Annotated in this window: 18 protein-coding genes; 10 read left to right on the plus strand and 8 right to left on the minus strand. The window is 60.2% G+C overall.

The annotated features are described in order from the left end of the window. Positions 1-73: 73 nt before the first annotated feature. Positions 74-841, minus strand: coding sequence for a hydroxyacylglutathione hydrolase (gene gloB, locus DK870_RS19965; protein ID WP_090371531.1), 768 nt, complete (start codon positions 839-841; stop codon positions 74-76). 65 nt (positions 842-906) lie between these two features. Between gloB and DK870_RS19970 the strand changes: the two genes are divergently transcribed. Together DK870_RS19970 and rnhA are read left to right on the plus strand one after the other, a co-directional pair. After that, the gene (locus DK870_RS19970; RefSeq protein WP_060757138.1) at positions 907-1,665 is read left to right on the plus strand and encodes a class I SAM-dependent methyltransferase; all 759 of its coding nucleotides are present in this window, start codon (positions 907-909) and stop codon (positions 1,663-1,665) included. Positions 1,666-1,697: 32 nt separating this feature from the next. Next, entirely contained in the window at positions 1,698-2,150 is a 453-nt protein-coding gene (rnhA, locus tag DK870_RS19975; protein WP_003173571.1) for a ribonuclease HI, read from the plus strand. Between the two features lie 3 nt (positions 2,151-2,153). On the opposite strand, the gene DK870_RS19980 is transcribed toward rnhA, so the two are convergent. Beyond that, entirely contained in the window at positions 2,154-2,462 is a 309-nt protein-coding gene (locus DK870_RS19980) for a DUF2388 domain-containing protein (protein ID WP_161549481.1), read from the minus strand. A gap of 202 nt (positions 2,463-2,664) precedes the next feature. Between DK870_RS19980 and dnaQ the strand changes: the two genes are divergently transcribed. The 3 genes from dnaQ (at position 2,665) to DK870_RS19995 (ending at position 6,318) form a co-directional block, all read left to right on the plus strand. Continuing rightward, positions 2,665-3,405, plus strand: coding sequence for a DNA polymerase III subunit epsilon (gene dnaQ, locus DK870_RS19985; protein WP_178126885.1), 741 nt, complete (start codon positions 2,665-2,667; stop codon positions 3,403-3,405). A gap of 67 nt (positions 3,406-3,472) precedes the next feature. Beyond that, entirely contained in the window at positions 3,473-5,728 is a 2,256-nt protein-coding gene (locus tag DK870_RS19990) for an Orn/Lys/Arg decarboxylase N-terminal domain-containing protein (RefSeq protein WP_161549483.1), read from the plus strand. A 20-nt stretch (positions 5,729-5,748) separates the two neighbouring features. Beyond that, positions 5,749-6,318 (plus strand): GNAT family N-acetyltransferase, encoded by a 570-nt coding sequence (locus tag DK870_RS19995; RefSeq protein ID WP_060757208.1) that lies wholly within the window; start codon positions 5,749-5,751, stop codon positions 6,316-6,318. Here the strand turns inward: DK870_RS19995 and DK870_RS20000 are convergent. Next, positions 6,315-7,208: a LysR substrate-binding domain-containing protein gene (locus DK870_RS20000; protein WP_090371523.1), complete on the minus strand. Its 894-nt coding sequence runs from the start codon at positions 7,206-7,208 to the stop codon at positions 6,315-6,317. The two genes, DK870_RS19995 and DK870_RS20000, sit on opposite strands and share 4 nt — an antisense overlap. Positions 7,209-7,354: 146 nt before the next feature. Between DK870_RS20000 and gspG the strand changes: the two genes are divergently transcribed. Continuing rightward, complete coding sequence (gspG, locus tag DK870_RS20005) at positions 7,355-7,804, plus strand: type II secretion system major pseudopilin GspG (RefSeq protein WP_161549484.1); 450 nt, start codon at positions 7,355-7,357, stop codon at positions 7,802-7,804. 103 nt (positions 7,805-7,907) lie between these two features. Then, positions 7,908-8,252, plus strand: a complete 345-nt coding sequence (locus DK870_RS20010; protein WP_104996118.1) for a hypothetical protein — start codon at positions 7,908-7,910, stop codon at positions 8,250-8,252. Between the two features lie 60 nt (positions 8,253-8,312). Here DK870_RS20010 and DK870_RS20015 read toward each other — a convergent pair whose 3' ends face one another. Further along, positions 8,313-8,549, minus strand: a complete 237-nt coding sequence (locus DK870_RS20015) for a hypothetical protein (protein WP_017136925.1) — start codon at positions 8,547-8,549, stop codon at positions 8,313-8,315. A 236-nt stretch (positions 8,550-8,785) separates the two neighbouring features. On the opposite strand from DK870_RS20015, the gene DK870_RS20020 reads away from it, so the two are divergent. Next, entirely contained in the window at positions 8,786-9,343 is a 558-nt protein-coding gene (locus DK870_RS20020; RefSeq protein WP_161549485.1) for an NADPH-dependent FMN reductase, read from the plus strand. Between the two features lie 44 nt (positions 9,344-9,387). Here the strand turns inward: DK870_RS20020 and DK870_RS20025 are convergent, their stop codons facing one another. Further along, entirely contained in the window at positions 9,388-10,017 is a 630-nt protein-coding gene (locus DK870_RS20025) for an FMN-dependent NADH-azoreductase (protein ID WP_161549486.1), read from the minus strand. Between the two features lie 94 nt (positions 10,018-10,111). Here DK870_RS20025 and DK870_RS20030 point away from each other — a divergent pair, with 94 nt between their 5' ends. After that, the gene (locus tag DK870_RS20030) at positions 10,112-10,963 is read left to right on the plus strand and encodes a LysR family transcriptional regulator (protein ID WP_161549487.1); all 852 of its coding nucleotides are present in this window, start codon (positions 10,112-10,114) and stop codon (positions 10,961-10,963) included. 3 nt (positions 10,964-10,966) lie between these two features. Here DK870_RS20030 and poxB read toward each other — a convergent pair whose 3' ends face one another. Continuing rightward, positions 10,967-12,691 carry a ubiquinone-dependent pyruvate dehydrogenase gene (gene poxB, locus DK870_RS20035; RefSeq protein ID WP_161549488.1) on the minus strand — a complete coding sequence of 575 codons (1,725 nt, stop codon included), beginning with the start codon at positions 12,689-12,691 and terminating at the stop codon, positions 10,967-10,969. A gap of 427 nt (positions 12,692-13,118) precedes the next feature. Between poxB and DK870_RS29720 the strand changes: the two genes are divergently transcribed. After that, positions 13,119-13,886 (plus strand): type III secretion effector protein, encoded by a 768-nt coding sequence (locus DK870_RS29720; RefSeq protein ID WP_256679898.1) that lies wholly within the window; start codon positions 13,119-13,121, stop codon positions 13,884-13,886. 80 nt (positions 13,887-13,966) lie between these two features. On the opposite strand, the gene DK870_RS20045 is transcribed toward DK870_RS29720, so the two are convergent. Next, a complete protein-coding gene (locus DK870_RS20045) occupies positions 13,967-14,461 on the minus strand; it encodes a DUF934 domain-containing protein (protein WP_060757128.1) in 495 nt (164 codons plus the stop codon). Beyond that, positions 14,445-16,103 carry a nitrite/sulfite reductase gene (locus DK870_RS20050; protein WP_161549489.1) on the minus strand — a complete coding sequence of 553 codons (1,659 nt, stop codon included), beginning with the start codon at positions 16,101-16,103 and terminating at the stop codon, positions 14,445-14,447. The genes DK870_RS20045 and DK870_RS20050 overlap by 17 nt, the downstream gene beginning before the upstream one ends. Positions 16,104-16,514: the final 411 nt, after the last annotated feature.

Below are 16,514 nucleotides of genomic sequence, written 5' to 3' on the forward strand. Positions count from 1 at the left end.
AATGTCGGGCGATTCTAGAAAGCGCTTCGGTTCCGGTCAACCATTCAGAAATTGCGTATCAGATTGCTTCCCGTTAGAACTTATCTTTCCACGCCCTCAAGCTAGCAAACACCTCGGCCCCAGAGCGGTTGTCGCGACCGTTCCGTTCGTCCGCTTTTTGTTTAACGGATGTTTCAGCGGTGCGCAGAAAAGGGTTGGTGCGTTTTTCCAGGGCCAGGTTCGACGGCAGTGTCATCTCGCCACGGGCTCGCAACTGGTTGACGTCAGCCACCCGTTCGGCAATATCGGCGTTATCCGGCTCCACGGCCTGGGCGAATTTAAGGTTGCTTTGCGTGTACTCGTGAGTGCAGTACACCAACGTGTCGGCGGGCAGGGCGGCGAGGCGTTGCAGCGAGGCGTGCATTTGCTCTGGAGTGCCTTCGAACAGGCGCCCACAGCCGGCGGCGAACAGCGTGTCGCCACAGAACAGCACGCCCTGGTGGTAATAGGCTATGTGGCCCAGGGTGTGGCCGGGCACCGTATAGACGTCGAAGTCCCAGCCTAGCACCGTGACACGGTCGTTATCCTGCAGGGCAATGTCGCGTGCCGGGATCTTCTCACTGGCCGGGCCGTAGACCTTGGCGTCGGTAGCACTTTTCAAGGGCTCCACACCGCCGACATGATCATGGTGGTGGTGGGTGATCAGGATATCGCTGAGCTGCCAGCCGGGGTTGGCCTGGAGCCAGGCAAGTACCGGCCCGGCATCACCAGGGTCGACGACGGCGCAGCGCTGGGTGCTTGGGTCTTGTAACAACCAGATGTAGTTGTCGGTGAAGGCGGGTAGCGCACTGATCTGTATCATTCTTCGATTCGCCAAGCTGAACACATTGGTGCATCTTAGAACGTCTAGGCGAGTTGGAGAATGCAATGACTGATAAAGCGTTCGCCCAGGCCGATCCTGAGTGGCTGGCCCTGATCAGCGCGGCCCGCGAGTGGCTGTCCGGGCCGATAGGGCAATTTCTGCTGGACGAAGAACGGCGCATGCTCGAAGACGAGCTGGGGCGCTTCTTCGGCGGTTACCTGGTGCATTACGGCCCCTCGGCGCAGACGCCGCCGTCGGCCCCACAGGTGCAGCGCAATGTGCGCCTGGGTGCGCCGTTGCCCGGTGTGGAAATCGTCTGCGAGGAACAGGCCTGGCCACTGAGCGAGCACGCCGCCGATGTGGTGGTGTTGCAACATGGCCTGGATTTTTGCCTGTCTCCCCACGGTTTGCTCCGTGAGGCCGCCAGCAGCGTACGCCCCGGTGGCCATCTGCTTATTATCGGCATCAACCCCTGGAGCAGTTGGGGAATGCGCCATCTGTTCGCCCATGACGGCCTGCGCCAGGCGCGCTGCATCGCGCCGTCGCGGGTGGGAGACTGGCTGAACCTGCTGGGCTTCGCGCTGGAGAAACGCCGCTTCGGGTGCTATCGTCCGCCGCTTGCGTCGACCAAGTGGCAGGCACGCCTGGCCGGCTGGGAGCGCCGGGCCGGGGCCTGGCAGCTGTCGGGTGGTGGCTTCTATTTGTTGGTGGCGCGCAAGATTGTGGTCGGGCTTCGGCCGGTGCGCCAGGTGCTACGCCAGCCCGTGGGCAAGCTGGTGCCGATGCCGATGGCCAAGGTCAACCGCAAGCAGAGTGAACCGTAAAACCCTTTTTTTGATTTCAGGCCGAGTGACCGATGACCGATAGCGTAGAACTCTTCACCGACGGCGCCTGCAAGGGCAACCCTGGCCCGGGCGGCTGGGGTGCCCTGCTGGTGTGCAAGGGCGTGGAGAAGGAACTGTGGGGCGGCGAAGCCAACACCACCAACAATCGCATGGAGCTGATGGGCGCCATTCGTGGCCTGGAAGAGCTCAAGCGACGCTGCAACGTGCTGCTGGTGACTGACTCGCAGTACGTGATGAAGGGCATCAATGAGTGGATGGTCAACTGGAAAAAACGGGGTTGGAAGACCGCCGCCAAGGAACCGGTCAAGAATGCCGATCTGTGGCAATTGCTCGATGAACAATGCAATCGCCACGACATTACCTGGAAATGGGTACGCGGGCATATCGGCCATCCCGGTAACGAGCGGGCAGACCAGTTGGCTAATCGTGGCGTGGACGAAGTGCGGGGTTACAAGCAGAGCTGATGTTCAGAGTGCGACGATGGCCTGTGCCAGTTGCATGTCGGTAAAGGTTTGCCCTGGCAGGCGTTCGCGAATGTGTACCAGCGCCGCCTCCAGGCGCACACCACGGATCTGGCCATCCGTGGCAACAAAAGATTCGGCGTCGTCCCGTGCCGCTTGAACGATCTTGTCATCCTTGAATGACGAACTGGTGCCCCGAGTGGCACTCATGGACAGGCTCACCAGCGCGTCGGTGGTCATGACGAAGCTGGTGGCGTGTGCCGTGCAGGTGCTGCCCAACAGCAACAGGGTGCACAGCAGTTTTGGCGGGTTCATGGTGGTTGTGGGTTCTGCATCAACTAGGGCGTGCAGGCTAACAAGGGCGCCTTGGGCAAAACTGCTGCAGCTTTGCTAAGGATTGTAAAAAACTGTCGAGCCTTGAGCGCCTTGGCCCGGTCTTGGGCTGCCCGGGCCATGGCGTGCTAAGATTGCGCGCCTTGAAATACACCACACCGCTGAGAGTTGAACCCTGATGGCCATCCGATCCGTAGTACTCGATACCGAAACCACCGGCATGCCGGTGACCGATGGTCACCGGATCATCGAGATCGGCTGCGTCGAGTTGATGGGCCGTCGCCTCACCGGCCGTCATTTCCATGTCTACCTGCAACCGGATCGGGACAGTGACGAGGGCGCTATCGCCGTTCACGGCATCACCGATGAATTCCTCAAAGGCAAACCGCGCTTTGCCGAAGTGGCCGATGAGTTCTTCGAGTTCATCAACGGCGCCCAACTGATCATCCATAACGCGGCGTTCGACGTCGGCTTCATCAACAACGAATTCGCCCTGATGGGGCAGATGGACCGGGCGGATATTTCCCAGCACTGCTCGATCCTCGACACCCTGATGATGGCGCGTGAACGCCACCCGGGCCAGCGCAACAGCCTGGATGCATTGTGCAAACGCTACGGTGTCGACAACTCCGGCCGTGAATTGCATGGCGCCTTGCTCGACTCCGAGATTCTCGCCGACGTCTACCTGACCATGACCGGTGGCCAGACCAGCCTGTCCCTGGCTGGTAATGCATCCGACGGCAGCGGCTCGGCGGAAGGCTCGGGCAATCGCTCATCGGAAATTCGCCGGCTGCCGGCTGATCGTAAAGCGACCGCCATTATCCGTGCCAGCGAGCAGGACCTGGCCGAGCATGCGGCGCGATTGGAAGCGATTGCCAAGGCGGCGGGTGCACCGGCGTTGTGGTCGCAGCTGGCGGAGCAATAATCTTCATTCGCCACATTCTCTTCCAGCTTCTACCCTGAGTGCATAGCCCTCAGGACCACAAGCCGTCATGTACAAAGACTTGAAGTTTCCCGTTCTGATCGTGCATCGCGACATCAAGGCCGACACCGTTGCCGGTGACCGGGTTCGAGGCATCGCCAGGGAATTGGAACAAGAGGGCTTCAGTATCTTTTCTGCCGTGGACTATGCCGAGGGGCGGCTGGTGGCATCGACCCATCACGGCTTGGCCTGCATGCTGATTGCCGCTGAAGGTGCCGGGGAAAATACCCATCTGCTGCAAAACATGGTCGAACTGATTCGCCTGGCACGGGTGAGGGCGCCCAACCTGCCGATCTTCGCGCTGGGCGAGCAAGTCACTCTGGAAAACGCCCCGGCGGACGCCATGAGTGAGCTCAATCAACTGCGCGGCATTCTTTATCTGTTCGAAGACACGGTGCCATTTCTCGCCCGGCAGGTGGCTCGCGCTGCGCGGACCTACCTGGACGGCTTGTTGCCACCATTCTTCAAGGCCCTGGTCCAGCACACCGCCGATTCCAATTACTCTTGGCACACCCCCGGCCACGGGGGCGGCGTGGCCTATCGCAAAAGCCCGGTGGGGCAGGCGTTCCATCAGTTTTTCGGTGAGAACACGCTGCGTTCGGATTTGTCCGTTTCAGTACCGGAACTCGGTTCGCTGCTGGATCACACCGGGCCGCTGGCCGAAGCTGAAGCCCGCGCCGCACGCAACTTTGGCGCTGACCACACCTTCTTCGTCATCAATGGCACGTCCACCGCCAACAAGATCGTGTGGCACTCCATGGTCGGCCGTAACGACCTGGTGCTGGTGGATCGCAACTGCCACAAGTCGGTACTGCACTCGATCATCATGACTGGGGCGATCCCGCTTTACCTGTGCCCGGAGCGCAACGAGCTGGGCATCATCGGCCCGATTCCCCTGAGCGAATTCAGCCCCGAGGCCATCCGTGCCAAGATCGACGCCAGCCCCCTGACCCGTGGCCGGCCGGCGAAGGTGAAGATGGCGGTGGTGACCAATTCGACCTACGACGGCTTGTGCTACAACGCCGAGCTGATCAAGCAGCAATTGGGCAGCAGTGTCGAGGTGCTGCACTTCGATGAGGCCTGGTACGCTTACGCGGCCTTTCACGAGTTTTTTGCCGGGCGCTACGGCATGGGCACTTCACGCACACCGGACAGCCCCCTGGTGTTCACCACCCACTCGACGCACAAGTTGCTGGCCGCCTTCAGCCAGGCGTCGATGATCCATGTTCAGGATGGTGGCGCCCGCCAACTGGATCGTGACCGCTTCAACGAAGCCTTCATGATGCATATCTCCACTTCGCCGCAATACAGCATCATCGCCTCGCTGGACGTCGCCTCGGCAATGATGGAAGGGCCGGCCGGGCGCTCGCTGTTGCAGGAAATGTTCGACGAAGCCCTGAGCTTTCGTCGTGCGTTGGCCAACCTGCGCCAGCATCTGGCCGCTGACGATTGGTGGTTCTCGATCTGGCAACCGCCGTCGGTGGCGGGCATCGACCGGGTTGTCACGACGGACTGGCTGTTGCATCCCGGCGACGACTGGCATGGTTTTGGCGACGTGGCCGAGGATTATGTGCTGCTGGACCCGATCAAAGTGACGCTGGTGATGCCCGGCCTCAACGCCGGAGGAGCCTTGAGCGACCGGGGTATCCCGGCGGCGGTGGTCAGCAAGTTCCTCTGGGAACGCGGGCTGGTGGTGGAGAAGACCGGCCTGTATTCATTCCTCGTGTTGTTCTCCATGGGCATTACCAAAGGTAAATGGAGTACCTTGCTCACCGAATTGTTGGAGTTCAAGCGTAGCTACGATGCCAATGTCAGCCTGGCCAGCTGTTTGCCATCGGTGTATGCCCAGGGTCCGTCGCGCTATCAGGGTCTGGGGCTGCGTGACCTCTGTGATCAATTGCACAGTTGTTACCGCAGCAATGCCACCGCCAGGCACCTCAAGCGCATGTACACGGTGTTGCCGGAAATCGCCATGAAACCGGCCGACGCCTACGACCAACTGGTGAGAGGTGAGGTGGAGGCCGTGTCCATCGATGCCTTGCCTGGGCGCATCGCAGCGGTGATGCTGGTGCCTTATCCGCCGGGCATTCCGTTGATCATGCCCGGCGAGCGTTTTACCGAGGCAACGCGGTCGATCATTGATTACCTGGCATTCGCCCGCACGTTCGACAGCGGCTTCCCCGGGTTTGTCGCCGATGTTCATGGGCTGCAGCACGAAGATGACGGTCATGGTCGTCGTTACACCGTCGATTGCATCAAGGATTAAGGATGGTTATGCACGCAGTGATGAACGTGAAGTATCCGGGGCTCAGTGTCCGCGTGGCCGACGAGGGCTTCGATGCCTATGTGTGGGGCAATGACTTCAGCTTTGAGGTCAGCGGCTACGGCCAGCCGCAGATGGGCAAGCGGGTTGACGAATGGCCTGTGGAGCGGATCCTGCCGTACCGCAAGTGCTATGGCATAGACCCGGAAGAGTTCGCCAGTTTCCGTAACGCCGCCGACAGCGCAGTCTTCATGGCTTACCTCGATGATCGGGCGGTAGGGCATATTGTGGTGAGCACCAACTGGAATGGCTTTGCCCATGTTGATGAGTTGGCGGTGGTCCTGTCTGCGCGTCGCCATGGTGTGGCCAAGGCGCTGCTGGATGTGGCGCAGTTCTGGAGCCGCAAGAAAAACCTGCCGGGCATGATGCTGGAAACCCAGAACAACAACCTCGGGGCCTGCCGCTTGTATGAGCGATGTGGCTATGTGATGGGGGGCGTCGACCACCTGCGCTATCGGGGCATTGATCCGCAAACCCGCGAAGTGGCGATCTTCTGGTACCGCTTGTTCAAGACGGAAACCGCAGCGTCCTAGCCTGCCAACAGGCCTTCTGCCTTCTGCGTGACAATCTCCAGCAACGCATTCAGGGCAGGGGCAGTCACGCTGTCCTTCAGGGTCAGCGCATACAGGCTGACCTGGATCGGCGGTGACAGCGGGCACGCGTCCAACCCTGCTTCCCGTGCGCCGAATGCGGTAAACGGGTCGACAATCGCCAAGCCTTCCCCGGCCTCCACCATGCTGCGCATCATCTGGTAGGTCTGTACGCGCGTCTGCACCACCGGCAACGGGCGCAGGGCTCGCAGCTTGGCGTCCAGCAGGCGGCTGAGCGGGTCCTGGCCTTCGAGACCGATCATCGACTGCCCCGCCAGGTCCTGCAGGGCAATGTACTTCTGCCTGGGTTTGAGCCAGCCATGGGGAGCGAGCAGTTGCAATTTGCCTTGGGCCAATACGGTGCTTTGAATTTGTGGATGTTCCGGGTCATGCAGGCTCAGGCCCACATCGGCCTCGTGCAACAACAGGCTCCTGACAATTTCCCGGGTCGGCAGGCTCGACAGGTTGCACGGCGTGTCCTGGAAGCGTCGACGTAGCATGGCGATGCTTTGCGGCAGCAACTGGTTGGCCAGGGGCGGGGTGCACAGGGCGCGCAGGGTCGGCGCGTGATGGTGTTTCAACCGGCTGGCCAGGCGTTGCACCGGCTCCAGGGCCTCGTAGAGGTGGGCGATTTCGGCCTGCAGTTCCAGGGTCTCGCGCGTGGCTTGCAAGCGCCCACGCACACTGGCAAACAGCATGAAGCCTAATTGCTGCTCGGCGTCTTTGAGCACGGCGTCTACATCGCCCACGGGGAGTTGCAACCATTCGGCGGCAGTGCCGAGGTGTCCGGTTTGCAAGATGGCCTGAATCACTTCGATATGACGTAAACGCATCGCCGGAGTCTAGGGTGCGCGCGACGGTGTTTCAATGGCTGGGGCAAAAGAGCGCATGTTGCGGGGGCATATCGGGTAATCGTGCGTGCAACTGCAACGAGCAGGCCCTATAAAGAGCGTATTGATTTTATCCGGGAGGCGTACCCATGCGCGGACTGACCGCAGTGGCTGGAGCGTTGCACACCCAACGCGGTTATACGCGTTGGGCGGCATTAACGGTGGTGCTGGTCATAGGCCTGTTGGCCGTGGCCTTGGGGCCGCGGTTGTTTGGTGATGTGACCCTGGTCGAGATCGCCAGCGCCAAAGCCCAGGTGAGCCAGCTCGGTGAGGCCGTCGAACGCTTTCATCAAGATACCGGTCGCTATCCTGGCGATGAGGAGGGGCTTGAAGCGCTCATCGGGCAGCCCGCCGGAGAGGCCAACTGGAAGGGCCCTTATGTCGACGAGGCGTTGCTGACGGATCCTTGGGGTATTGCCTACCAGTATCACTATCCGTCGAGCCAGCCCAATACTCCCTTCGATCTGTTCTCCTTCGGCAAGGACCGCACGCTGGGCGGCGTCGGGGATAACAAGGATATTACCTACGGCGACCTCTGATACATCTGGCATAACCTGGCGACCTGATTAGAATGGTGCATCTGATCATCAACGACCAATGCCGATGACTCGGCACTTAAAACAACAACAGGTCTGGTCTCAAATGCCTCTACCCACGAACATCTTCGGGGTAACGGCCAAGCAACTCCTGGTACTGGCAACCCTGGGGTGTGCGGCTGCTTATCTCTTGAACAATCAAGAAGAACATTCACCTGAAACCCTGGCGCTCGAAGCGTTTATCCGTTCCCAGGAACAGGTGAGCGAGCGCGTCGGCGCCGTGCTGGAAATGGCGTTGGTCAGGCAGGTTGTGGCTTACCCCACCAACACTACATCGGGGTACAAGCGTTCGATGTTTGTCGTCGAGGGCGAGAGAGGGCAGTTGATGGTGACGCTCAAGCAAATGGACGGCGAGCCAGGGGTCGAGGTGACTGAGATGCGTAGCCGGTGATCCGCCAGCCCAGTCAGTGGCAGCCAGGGCCAGGACTGAGCAGGTCGACCAGGCGAGATCTTATGAGGCGAGGGTGGTTTGCGATTCGCGCACGATGATCGTGCCTGACTGGATCAATTTGAATTCATCACCTTCCAGTTTTTCTACGCGGTCGCCAATGGCCAACTTGTAGGTGGTGGTAGGCGTCGAGCCAGCCTGGCTGTCCTGCGCCGGGTTGGATTCCTGGAACTCATGCACCGAATACACACGTCCTTCCGCGTCTCTGGCATGGAACTGTCCGACAAGTACTGCAGCCATCTGTTTAGAACCTCTGGAGATAAACACTCGATTTCGGTTCTGTAGACCGTCATGGAGCGGGGTAGTTTACCTATAAGAAAAAAATACTATTCGTTGAGGTTTTCAGACACTTCCTACGCGCTTCTTGCACATTGCGCGCTGCGGAAAACCTCTCGAGGATTATCACAACCTGCTGGTGATCACGCCGCGAAGGCTCTATAACTACACACTCCTTAGTCAGACGTCGGGAAAAATCAATGAGCAAGGTCTACACGGTTGCCGTCCTGGTGGGCAGCTTGAGAAAAGCCTCGATCAACCGCAAGGTCGCCCTGGCATTGGCTGAACTGGCCCCTGCCAACCTCAAGTTGAACATTGTCGAAATTGGCGATTTGCCGCTCTATAACGAGGATATCGACGGTGCTACACCGCCGGCAGCCTACAGTACTTTCCGTCAGCAGGTCAGTTCATCCGACGCGGTGTTGTTCGTGACCCCGGAATACAACCGTTCCGTGCCCGCGCCGTTGAAGAATGCCATCGACGTCGGTTCCCGCCCTTACGGGCAAAGCGCTTGGAGTGGCAAGCCCGGGGCGATCATCAGCGTTTCGCCGGGTGCCATTGGTGGGTTTGGCGCCAACCATCATCTGCGCCAGTCCCTGGTGTTCCTCGACGTGCCCTGCATGCAGCAGCCGGAAGCCTACCTGGGTGGCGCGGGCAGCGTGTTTGACGAGGCGGGCAAACTCTCGGACAAGACCCGGCCGTTTCTGCAGGCGTTTATCGATGCCTTCGGCAAGTGGGTTGCCAAACAGAACGGCTGATGCCCTCGAACCCGGCCGACAAGGCCGGGTTTTCTAATGAGGGTTCAGGCCAGTTGATCGGCCAGCAGCAGCGCCAGTGCGGTACTTTTCAGGCGCGATGCCCGATCGACTTCCGGCCCCAGGATCGTCTTCTCCACATACAGTGAATGCACGTTCGTCACTCCAATAAAGCCGAGCCAGGCGTCCATGTACGGGCGCTGGAAATCCATGGCCTGGGCGTCCGGTGCGGAAAAATCCATGCCGCGCGCATACACATTGACGGCGGTCTTGTCCTGCAGTAAGCCCCGCAGGCCGTGCTCGGGGCTGAACTCGAACAGCACGTCCTTCTGTGACACCACGTCGATAAAGTGCTTGAGCTTGTAGGGCACGGCGAAATTCCACAGGGGCACCGAAAACACCAGCACGTCAGCCTGATGCAGATAGGCGGCCAGGGATTTCAGCGCAGCCCAGGCGCCGGCCTGTTCCTCGGTCAAGGGCGTGCCGCTGAGACCGGCGTACTTGGCGTCCATGATCGCGCCATTGAATTCCGGAAGCTCCAGGGCCCATAGATCCAGTGTGATCACCTCTGTATCCGGAGCATTGTGCTGATAGCGGGCGATAAATTGGCGGGCGACATCCAGGGACGCGGAGCGCTGTTTACGTGGGGAGCATTCGATGTGCAGGAGCGTGGTCATGATGGGCCTCGGGGCAGTTGACCCAGGCATTGCAACATAGTGATGATTGAAATATAAATCGTGTTTTCAGTGCTCATTAATCATTAATTAAAATATGTTCGACATCCTGCTACTCAAAACCTTCGTCGCTGTGGTGGATGAAGGTGGCTTCAGTCGCGCCGCGGCCCGCTTGCATCTCACGCAGTCGGCGGTGAGTGGTCATCTGCGGCGCCTGGAAGAGCAGGTCGGCAAGTCTCTGCTGATCCGCACCACGCGCGCCCAGCAACTGACGCCGGACGGCGCGCGACTGATCGCTTATGCACGGGGCATTTTGGCGCTGAACCGGGATGCCTGGGCCGAGCTGACGCGCTCGGCCTGGGAAGGCAACCTGCGCCTGGGTGTTTCCGAGGAGTTTGCCGAAGCACGACTGCTGCGCGAATTGCAGGCCGCCGCCGAGTACCCGGGCATGCAGATCAGCGTGCAAGTGGGCATTCCCGGTACGTTATTGGCCCTGATGAAGCAGGGCGAGCTGGACGTGGTGATAGGATCGTTGTGCGAGTCCGGCGAGCCAGGCCTGGCCTTGTGGCAGGAGCCGCTGGTATGGGCCTGGTGCGCGCAGCCGCGTGCGGTGTTGCCGACGCCCCTGCCACTGGCGCTGTTTCCCGAGCCCTGCCCGTATCGAGAGGCGGCCCTGACCCGCCTGGCCCAGGCCAACATCACGCAGCGCACCGCGGTCCTGTGTACCAGCTATGCCGGGTTGCACGCCGCAGCGCTGGCCGGTTTTGCTATCGCGCCCATGGTTCGCAGCCAGGTCGGCGCGGGCTTGACGGTACTCGGTGCCGAGCACGGTTTACCCGTGCTGCCCGATGCGCAGTTTCGCCTGTTCAGTGCGCCGGATGCGGACCCACGCCTGGTTGAGGTGATCACCCAGGTGGTGGTCCGCTATGGCGCCGCTCCACGCAACTGAAGGTCAGCGCAACCAGTTGGTGCGCGCCAGCTCAATCACTTCATCGCCACGCCCGCTCATGACCGCCTTGAGCATGTACAGGCTGAAGCCCTTAGCCTGTTCCAGCTTGATACTCGGAGGCATCACCAGCTCCTGGGTAGCGGTGACAACATCTACCAGCACCGGGCCGTCATGGGCCAGGGCGCGGCGGAGTGCCGGTTCCAGGTCTTCGGATTGCTCCACGCGGATCCCCAGGATCCCCATGGCGTTGGACATGGCCGCGAAGTCCGGATTTTTCAGCTCGGTACCGGTATCGAGGTAGCCCGCCGCTTTCATTTCCATGGCGACAAAACCCAGGGACGCGTTGTTGAACACGATGACTTTCACCGGCAGTTGCAGTTGTGCCAGTGAGATGAAGTCCCCCATCAGCATGGTGAACCCGCCGTCGCCGGACATCGAAATCACCTGGCGCCCAGGAAACGCCGCTTGGGCACCGATGGCCTGGGGCATGGCATTGGCCATGGAGCCGTGATTGAACGAGCCGATCAGGCGGCGCTTGCCATTCATTTTCAGATAGCGGGCGGCCCAGACGGTCGGCGAGCCCACATCGGCGGTGAAGATTGCATCATCGTCCGCCAGTTCACTGAGCAAGCGTGCGACATATTGCGGGTGAATCGGGCGGTTGGCTTTTGACGGCTGCGCCAGGTCATCCAGCCCCTGTCGGGCTTTCTCGTAATGCTTCAACGAGGTGTCGAGAAAGCTGCGATCGGTCTTGCGGGTCAGGCGGGGCAGCAGTGCATCGATGGTTTCACCGACATCGGCGGCGATGCCCAGGTCCAGGGCGACACGACGTCCCAGGGCCTGGGCATTGCGGTCGACCTGAATGATGGTCGCGTCGGTCGGGTAGAACTGACGGTAGGGAAAGTCGGTACCGAGCATGACCAGCGTGTCGCAGTTGAGCATGGCGTGGTAGCCCGAGCTGAAGCCGATCAAGCCGGTCATGCCCACGTCGAAGGGGTTATCCCATTCCACATGCTCCTTGCCGCGAAGGGCATGCACCACCGGCGCGCCCAGGGCGTCGGCCAGCGCAACGACCTGGTCGTGGGCACCGGCACAGCCGCTGCCGCATAGCAGGGTCACTTTCTGGCTGCCCTGGAGCAGGTCGGTGAGGCGCTGCAGGTCCTGTTCGGCCGGTAGCGTGCGCGGCGCATGCAGGGCCGGCCAGGGCTTGAGCCGGTCTTCGACTTCCAGCAGCGACACATCCCCCGGAATCACCACCACGGCCACGCCCCGGTTGAGAATTGCCGAGCGCATGGCACGGTGCAGCACCTCGGGCATCTGCGCGGGGTTGCTCACCAGTTCGATGAAATGGCTGCACTCCTTGAACAGTTCCTGGGGATGGGTTTCCTGAAAGTAATTGAGGCCGATCTCCGAAGAGGGGATTTGCGCAGCGATAGCCAGTACCGGCACGTGATTACGATGGCAGTCGAACAGGCCATTGATCAGATGCAGGTTACCCGGCCCGCAACTGCCGGCGCATACCGTCAGCTCGCCGGTGACGGCGGCCTCGGCGCCGGCGGCGAACGCCGCGACCTCTTCGTGGCGTACATGCATCCATTCGATGCTGTCCATGCTGCGCAGAGCGTCAGTCAGGCCGTTGAGGCTGTCGCCAGTCAGGCCCCAGATACGCTTGATGCCCGCTTGCTCGAGCGTGGTCGCCAATTGCCGGGCCAGGTTGATTTTCGCCATGAAGCACTCCAATCGTCAGTGAGATGAAAAGCGTCTGATCAGAAGAGGACAGTTCAATCAGGGCGTATGTTCACCCCGCTGCATGAAGCTTGTGTCATCTGTCCTGCAAAAACTCAGGCACTTGATGACATAACGCGTAGTCATGGAACTCTGGTTTTGTGCGTGGCCACTGAGGAGATGAAGCGGCAGGGAGCCCTCTCCTAAACATGTCAGAGGTCTAGCTATGCGGTTATCCAGTCAGTCTGCTATTTCGTCACCGGTCCCAATGGTTCACCCGCAAACAACAGGCACTTCTGCTCCGGCGTTGCCTGACGTGCGGGTTCCAAGTGTTTCGAATGTAACGCGGGATTCAACTCGCCATATGGAGCGCTCTACTCAATACCCTATGGCGAGCGAGGAAGAGATCCATACCAGAAACAGGCGTGGTATGAAGTGGTTCAAGCGACCCAAGCCGCCCGTGGAAGCAGGTTCGGGTAAGCCACCTGCGTCATCTAAACCCCCAAAGCCGATTGTGTCTGCGTTGCCACCTGTGCCGCCGGTGCGCCCCAAGCCGATAACCAAGCTGAAAGGTACGCAGGCCTCTCTGGGGGACTCCCAGAAAATTGTCGGGTTGAACAAAAACAACGCGTTCCCACCACTCCCCAAGCAAGTTGCCGCCAGCGCGCGCAGCGCCTTCGTGAATGCGGCGGTAGGCGGTCTGATCAATATCCCATTCACGGTGGGGGAGCATTTTGCGTCTAAAACCATTATTGCCAGGATTGAAGCGCAAGCCAAAATGCCAGGCGCCGAACAGGTCAACGCAAGCGGCGTCAAGACGACCGTAGACCCAGGCGCTACGGAACAGCAAAAAATTGAGGCGCGCCTGGAGAACAATGAAATAAAACTGGAGTTGATGGTCAATTCAATCCTGTCCATCAACGAAGGTCCAGACGCCCCGGCAGTGGGCAAGGGCCCTGGCGCGCCCACCGACACGGGCGGGCGTCTGGCCAATCTGGAAAAAACCATGGATGTTGTTGAGGCGCAGATGAAAGACATCGCGACTAGATACGGGCTTATTTACGAGCCGTATGTCGCGCCCGCTTCATCCGAAACACCGACTGAGCAGTCTCGCCTGGAGGCCATCGAGCAGCGGTTGATCCATATGACCCGGATGCTCAAGCGGCTGGTCAAAGTTGCGGAAGCAGACGCTGAGTAGCGCCTGGGTCAAAGCAAGAAAAGCCAGGTGAAAAAAATGGGCACGCCGACGGGGTCGGGTGCCCATTTTTTCATTCAGGCTTAACGTCGACGAAACAGCGGCAGCGGTTCATCGGTTGCAGCCTGGTAAGTCACCGAGAAATCCTTGAGGCTTTCCAGCGCTTCGTACGGGTCTTTGTCGGCGCGCAAGGCGAAGGCATCGAACCCGCAACGGTGCAGGTAGAACAGTTGGTCGCGCAGTACATCGCCAATCGCACGCAGTTCGCCTTTGTAACCGTAACGGTCACGCAGCAGACGGGCGTTGGAGTAGTTACGACCGTCGGTGAAGGCCGGGAAGTTCAGGGCGATGACCTGGAAGTGCTGCAGGTCTTCGCCGATCTCTTCGGCTTCTTCATCGGCGTCCAGCCACACGCCCAGGCCACCGTCGCGGGCCTTGAGGGCGTGGCCGTGTTCGCGCCACAGGGCCAACGGCACGATCAGGTCGTCGCAGTTGGAGATGCCGTCGAAGCTCGCGTCCTTGGGCAGCAGGTGCCAGGTTTCGTCGACGACTTGGTTGTTCTTAATGATTCGCTGCATAGACGCGCTCCTTGAACAGGTCGATGCCGATGCGCTGGTAGGTGTCGATGAAACGCTCATCTTCGGTACGCTGTTCGATGTACACATCGATCAGTTTGCCGATCACCTCGGGCATGGCTTCCTGGGCGAAGGACGGGCCGAGGATCTTGCCCAGGCTCGCATCACGGCTGGCGCTGCCGCCCAGGGACACTTGATAGAATTCTTCGCCTTTCTTGTCCACGCCCAGGATGCCGATGTGACCGACGTGGTGGTGACCACAGGCGTTCATGCAGCCGGAGATGTTCAGGTCCAGCTCGCCGATGTCGAACAGGTAGTCCAGGTCGTCGAAACGGCGTTGGATCGATTCGGCAATCGGGATCGACTTGGCGTTGGCCAGGGAGCAGAAATCGCCACCGGGGCAGCAGATGATGTCGGTCAGCAGGCCGATATTCGGCGTGGCGAAGCCGCTTTCGCGCAGCTCGCCCCATAGCGTGAACAGTTGGCTCTGCTCAACGTCGGCGAGAATGATGTTCTGCTCGTGGGAGGTGCGCAGTTGGCCGAAACTGTAGCGGTCGGCCAGGTCGGCGACGGCGTCCAGTTGCTTGTCGGTGATATCACCCGGCGCAACGCCGGTCGGTTTCAGCGACAGGGTCACCGCCACATAGCCCGGCTGCTTGTGCGCCAGGGTGTTGCGGGCACGCCAGCGGGCGAAGCCAGGGTGTTGCTGGTCGAGGGCGGCGAATTCGGCGTCCTGGTTGGCCAGGGCCTTGTACTCGGGGTCAACGAAGTGCTTGGCCACGCGGTGGACTTCGGCTTCGGTCAGGGTGGTCTGGCCGCCGTGCAGGTGTTCCATTTCGGCGTCGACTTTCTGGGCAAATACCTCAGGGGTCAGCGCCTTGACCAGGATCTTGATCCGGGCCTTGTATTTGTTGTCACGACGGCCGTAGCGGTTGTAGACCCGCAGGATGGCGTCGAGGTAGCTCAACAGGTCCTGCCACGGCAGGAACTCGTTGATGAATGCGCCGACCACCGGGGTACGGCCCAGGCCGCCACCCACCAGCACACGGAAGCCCAGCTCGCCGGCTGCGTTGTACACCGGCTCCAGGCCGATATCGTGCACTTCGATCGCTGCGCGGTCCGAGGTCGAGCCATTGATGGCGATCTTGAACTTGCGCGGCAGGTAGGCGAATTCGGGGTGGAAGGTGGTCCATTGGCGGACGATTTCACACCAGGGGCGCGGGTCGATCAGTTCGTCGGCCGCTACACCGGCAAATTGGTCGGTGGTGACGTTGCGCAGGCAGTTACCGCTGGTCTGAATGGCGTGCATCTGCACGGTGGCCAGTTCAGCCAGGATGTCCGGCACATCTTCCAGCGCCGGCCAGTTGAACTGTACGTTCTGGCGCGTACTGATGTGGGCATAGCCCTTGTCGTAGTCGCGGGCAATCTTGGCCATCATGCGCACCTGGCGCGAAGTCAGCTGGCCATAGGGCACGGCCACCCGCAGCATCGGCGCAAAGCGCTGAACATAAAGGCCATTTTGCAGGCGCAGAGGGCGGAACTCTTCTTCGCTCAGTTCACCTGCCAGATAGCGTCGGGTCTGATCACGGAACTGCTTGACGCGGTCCTCGATGATGCGCTGATCGTATTCGTCGTATACGTACATATAGGTCCTGTTCTCGGCAAATCTGCGCGCACGGCCGCGCACTCCCAACGGAGCCGGCGCACGATACCAGTTTGCGTTTATGCGCAAAAGTGATGTTTGAGTATATGTAAATAACCAAATTGACTAATGAGAACGGTTATCGCGATACCCACATTTGTCATGCGGGCAATCATGAACTTTACTGTGGTCGAGTCTTAGTGCAGTCACCTATAAAACCGACAAGAGGCATGCGATGAGCAATTCTACAAAGGCCCGTAAACCTGACAGTACCGTTGATGCCTGGGCGATTTTGTTTTTGATCGTTCTGGTGGTGGGCACCGCAGTATTCTGGGTGAGCCACCAGTAAAAAGGCTGTCGCTGAGCCTCGATTGACTGTCGCAATGCCACTATCATGGCGGTCAATGCTCAAGG

The sequence above is a fragment of the Pseudomonas sp. Q1 genome (genome assembly GCF_009935975.1).
GTDB classification, from domain to species: domain Bacteria; phylum Pseudomonadota; class Gammaproteobacteria; order Pseudomonadales; family Pseudomonadaceae; genus Aquipseudomonas; species Aquipseudomonas palleroniana.

Coding starts and splice junctions, on each gene's coding strand:
- DK870_RS20000 (WP_090371523.1), bottom strand. CDS start 7,208: ATGCGTTTACGTCATATCGAAGTGATTCAGGCCATCTTGCAAACCGGA.
- DK870_RS19970 (WP_060757138.1), top strand. CDS start 907: ATGACTGATAAAGCGTTCGCCCAGGCCGATCCTGAGTGGCTGGCCCTG.
- DK870_RS19990 (WP_161549483.1), top strand. CDS start 3,473: ATGTACAAAGACTTGAAGTTTCCCGTTCTGATCGTGCATCGCGACATC.
- gloB (WP_090371531.1), bottom strand. CDS start 841: ATGATACAGATCAGTGCGCTACCCGCCTTCACCGACAACTACATCTGG.
- DK870_RS20030 (WP_161549487.1), top strand. CDS start 10,112: ATGTTCGACATCCTGCTACTCAAAACCTTCGTCGCTGTGGTGGATGAA.
- gspG (WP_161549484.1), top strand. CDS start 7,355: ATGCGCGGACTGACCGCAGTGGCTGGAGCGTTGCACACCCAACGCGGT.
- DK870_RS20025 (WP_161549486.1), bottom strand. CDS start 10,017: ATGACCACGCTCCTGCACATCGAATGCTCCCCACGTAAACAGCGCTCC.
- DK870_RS19995 (WP_060757208.1), top strand. CDS start 5,749: ATGAACGTGAAGTATCCGGGGCTCAGTGTCCGCGTGGCCGACGAGGGC.
- rnhA (WP_003173571.1), top strand. CDS start 1,698: ATGACCGATAGCGTAGAACTCTTCACCGACGGCGCCTGCAAGGGCAAC.
- DK870_RS20020 (WP_161549485.1), top strand. CDS start 8,786: ATGAGCAAGGTCTACACGGTTGCCGTCCTGGTGGGCAGCTTGAGAAAA.
- DK870_RS20015 (WP_017136925.1), bottom strand. CDS start 8,549: ATGGCTGCAGTACTTGTCGGACAGTTCCATGCCAGAGACGCGGAAGGA.
- DK870_RS19980 (WP_161549481.1), bottom strand. CDS start 2,462: ATGAACCCGCCAAAACTGCTGTGCACCCTGTTGCTGTTGGGCAGCACC.
- DK870_RS20045 (WP_060757128.1), bottom strand. CDS start 14,461: ATGCAGCGAATCATTAAGAACAACCAAGTCGTCGACGAAACCTGGCAC.
- poxB (WP_161549488.1), bottom strand. CDS start 12,691: ATGGCGAAAATCAACCTGGCCCGGCAATTGGCGACCACGCTCGAGCAA.
- DK870_RS29720 (WP_256679898.1), top strand. CDS start 13,119: ATGAAGTGGTTCAAGCGACCCAAGCCGCCCGTGGAAGCAGGTTCGGGT.
- DK870_RS20010 (WP_104996118.1), top strand. CDS start 7,908: ATGCCTCTACCCACGAACATCTTCGGGGTAACGGCCAAGCAACTCCTG.
- DK870_RS20050 (WP_161549489.1), bottom strand. CDS start 16,103: ATGTACGTATACGACGAATACGATCAGCGCATCATCGAGGACCGCGTC.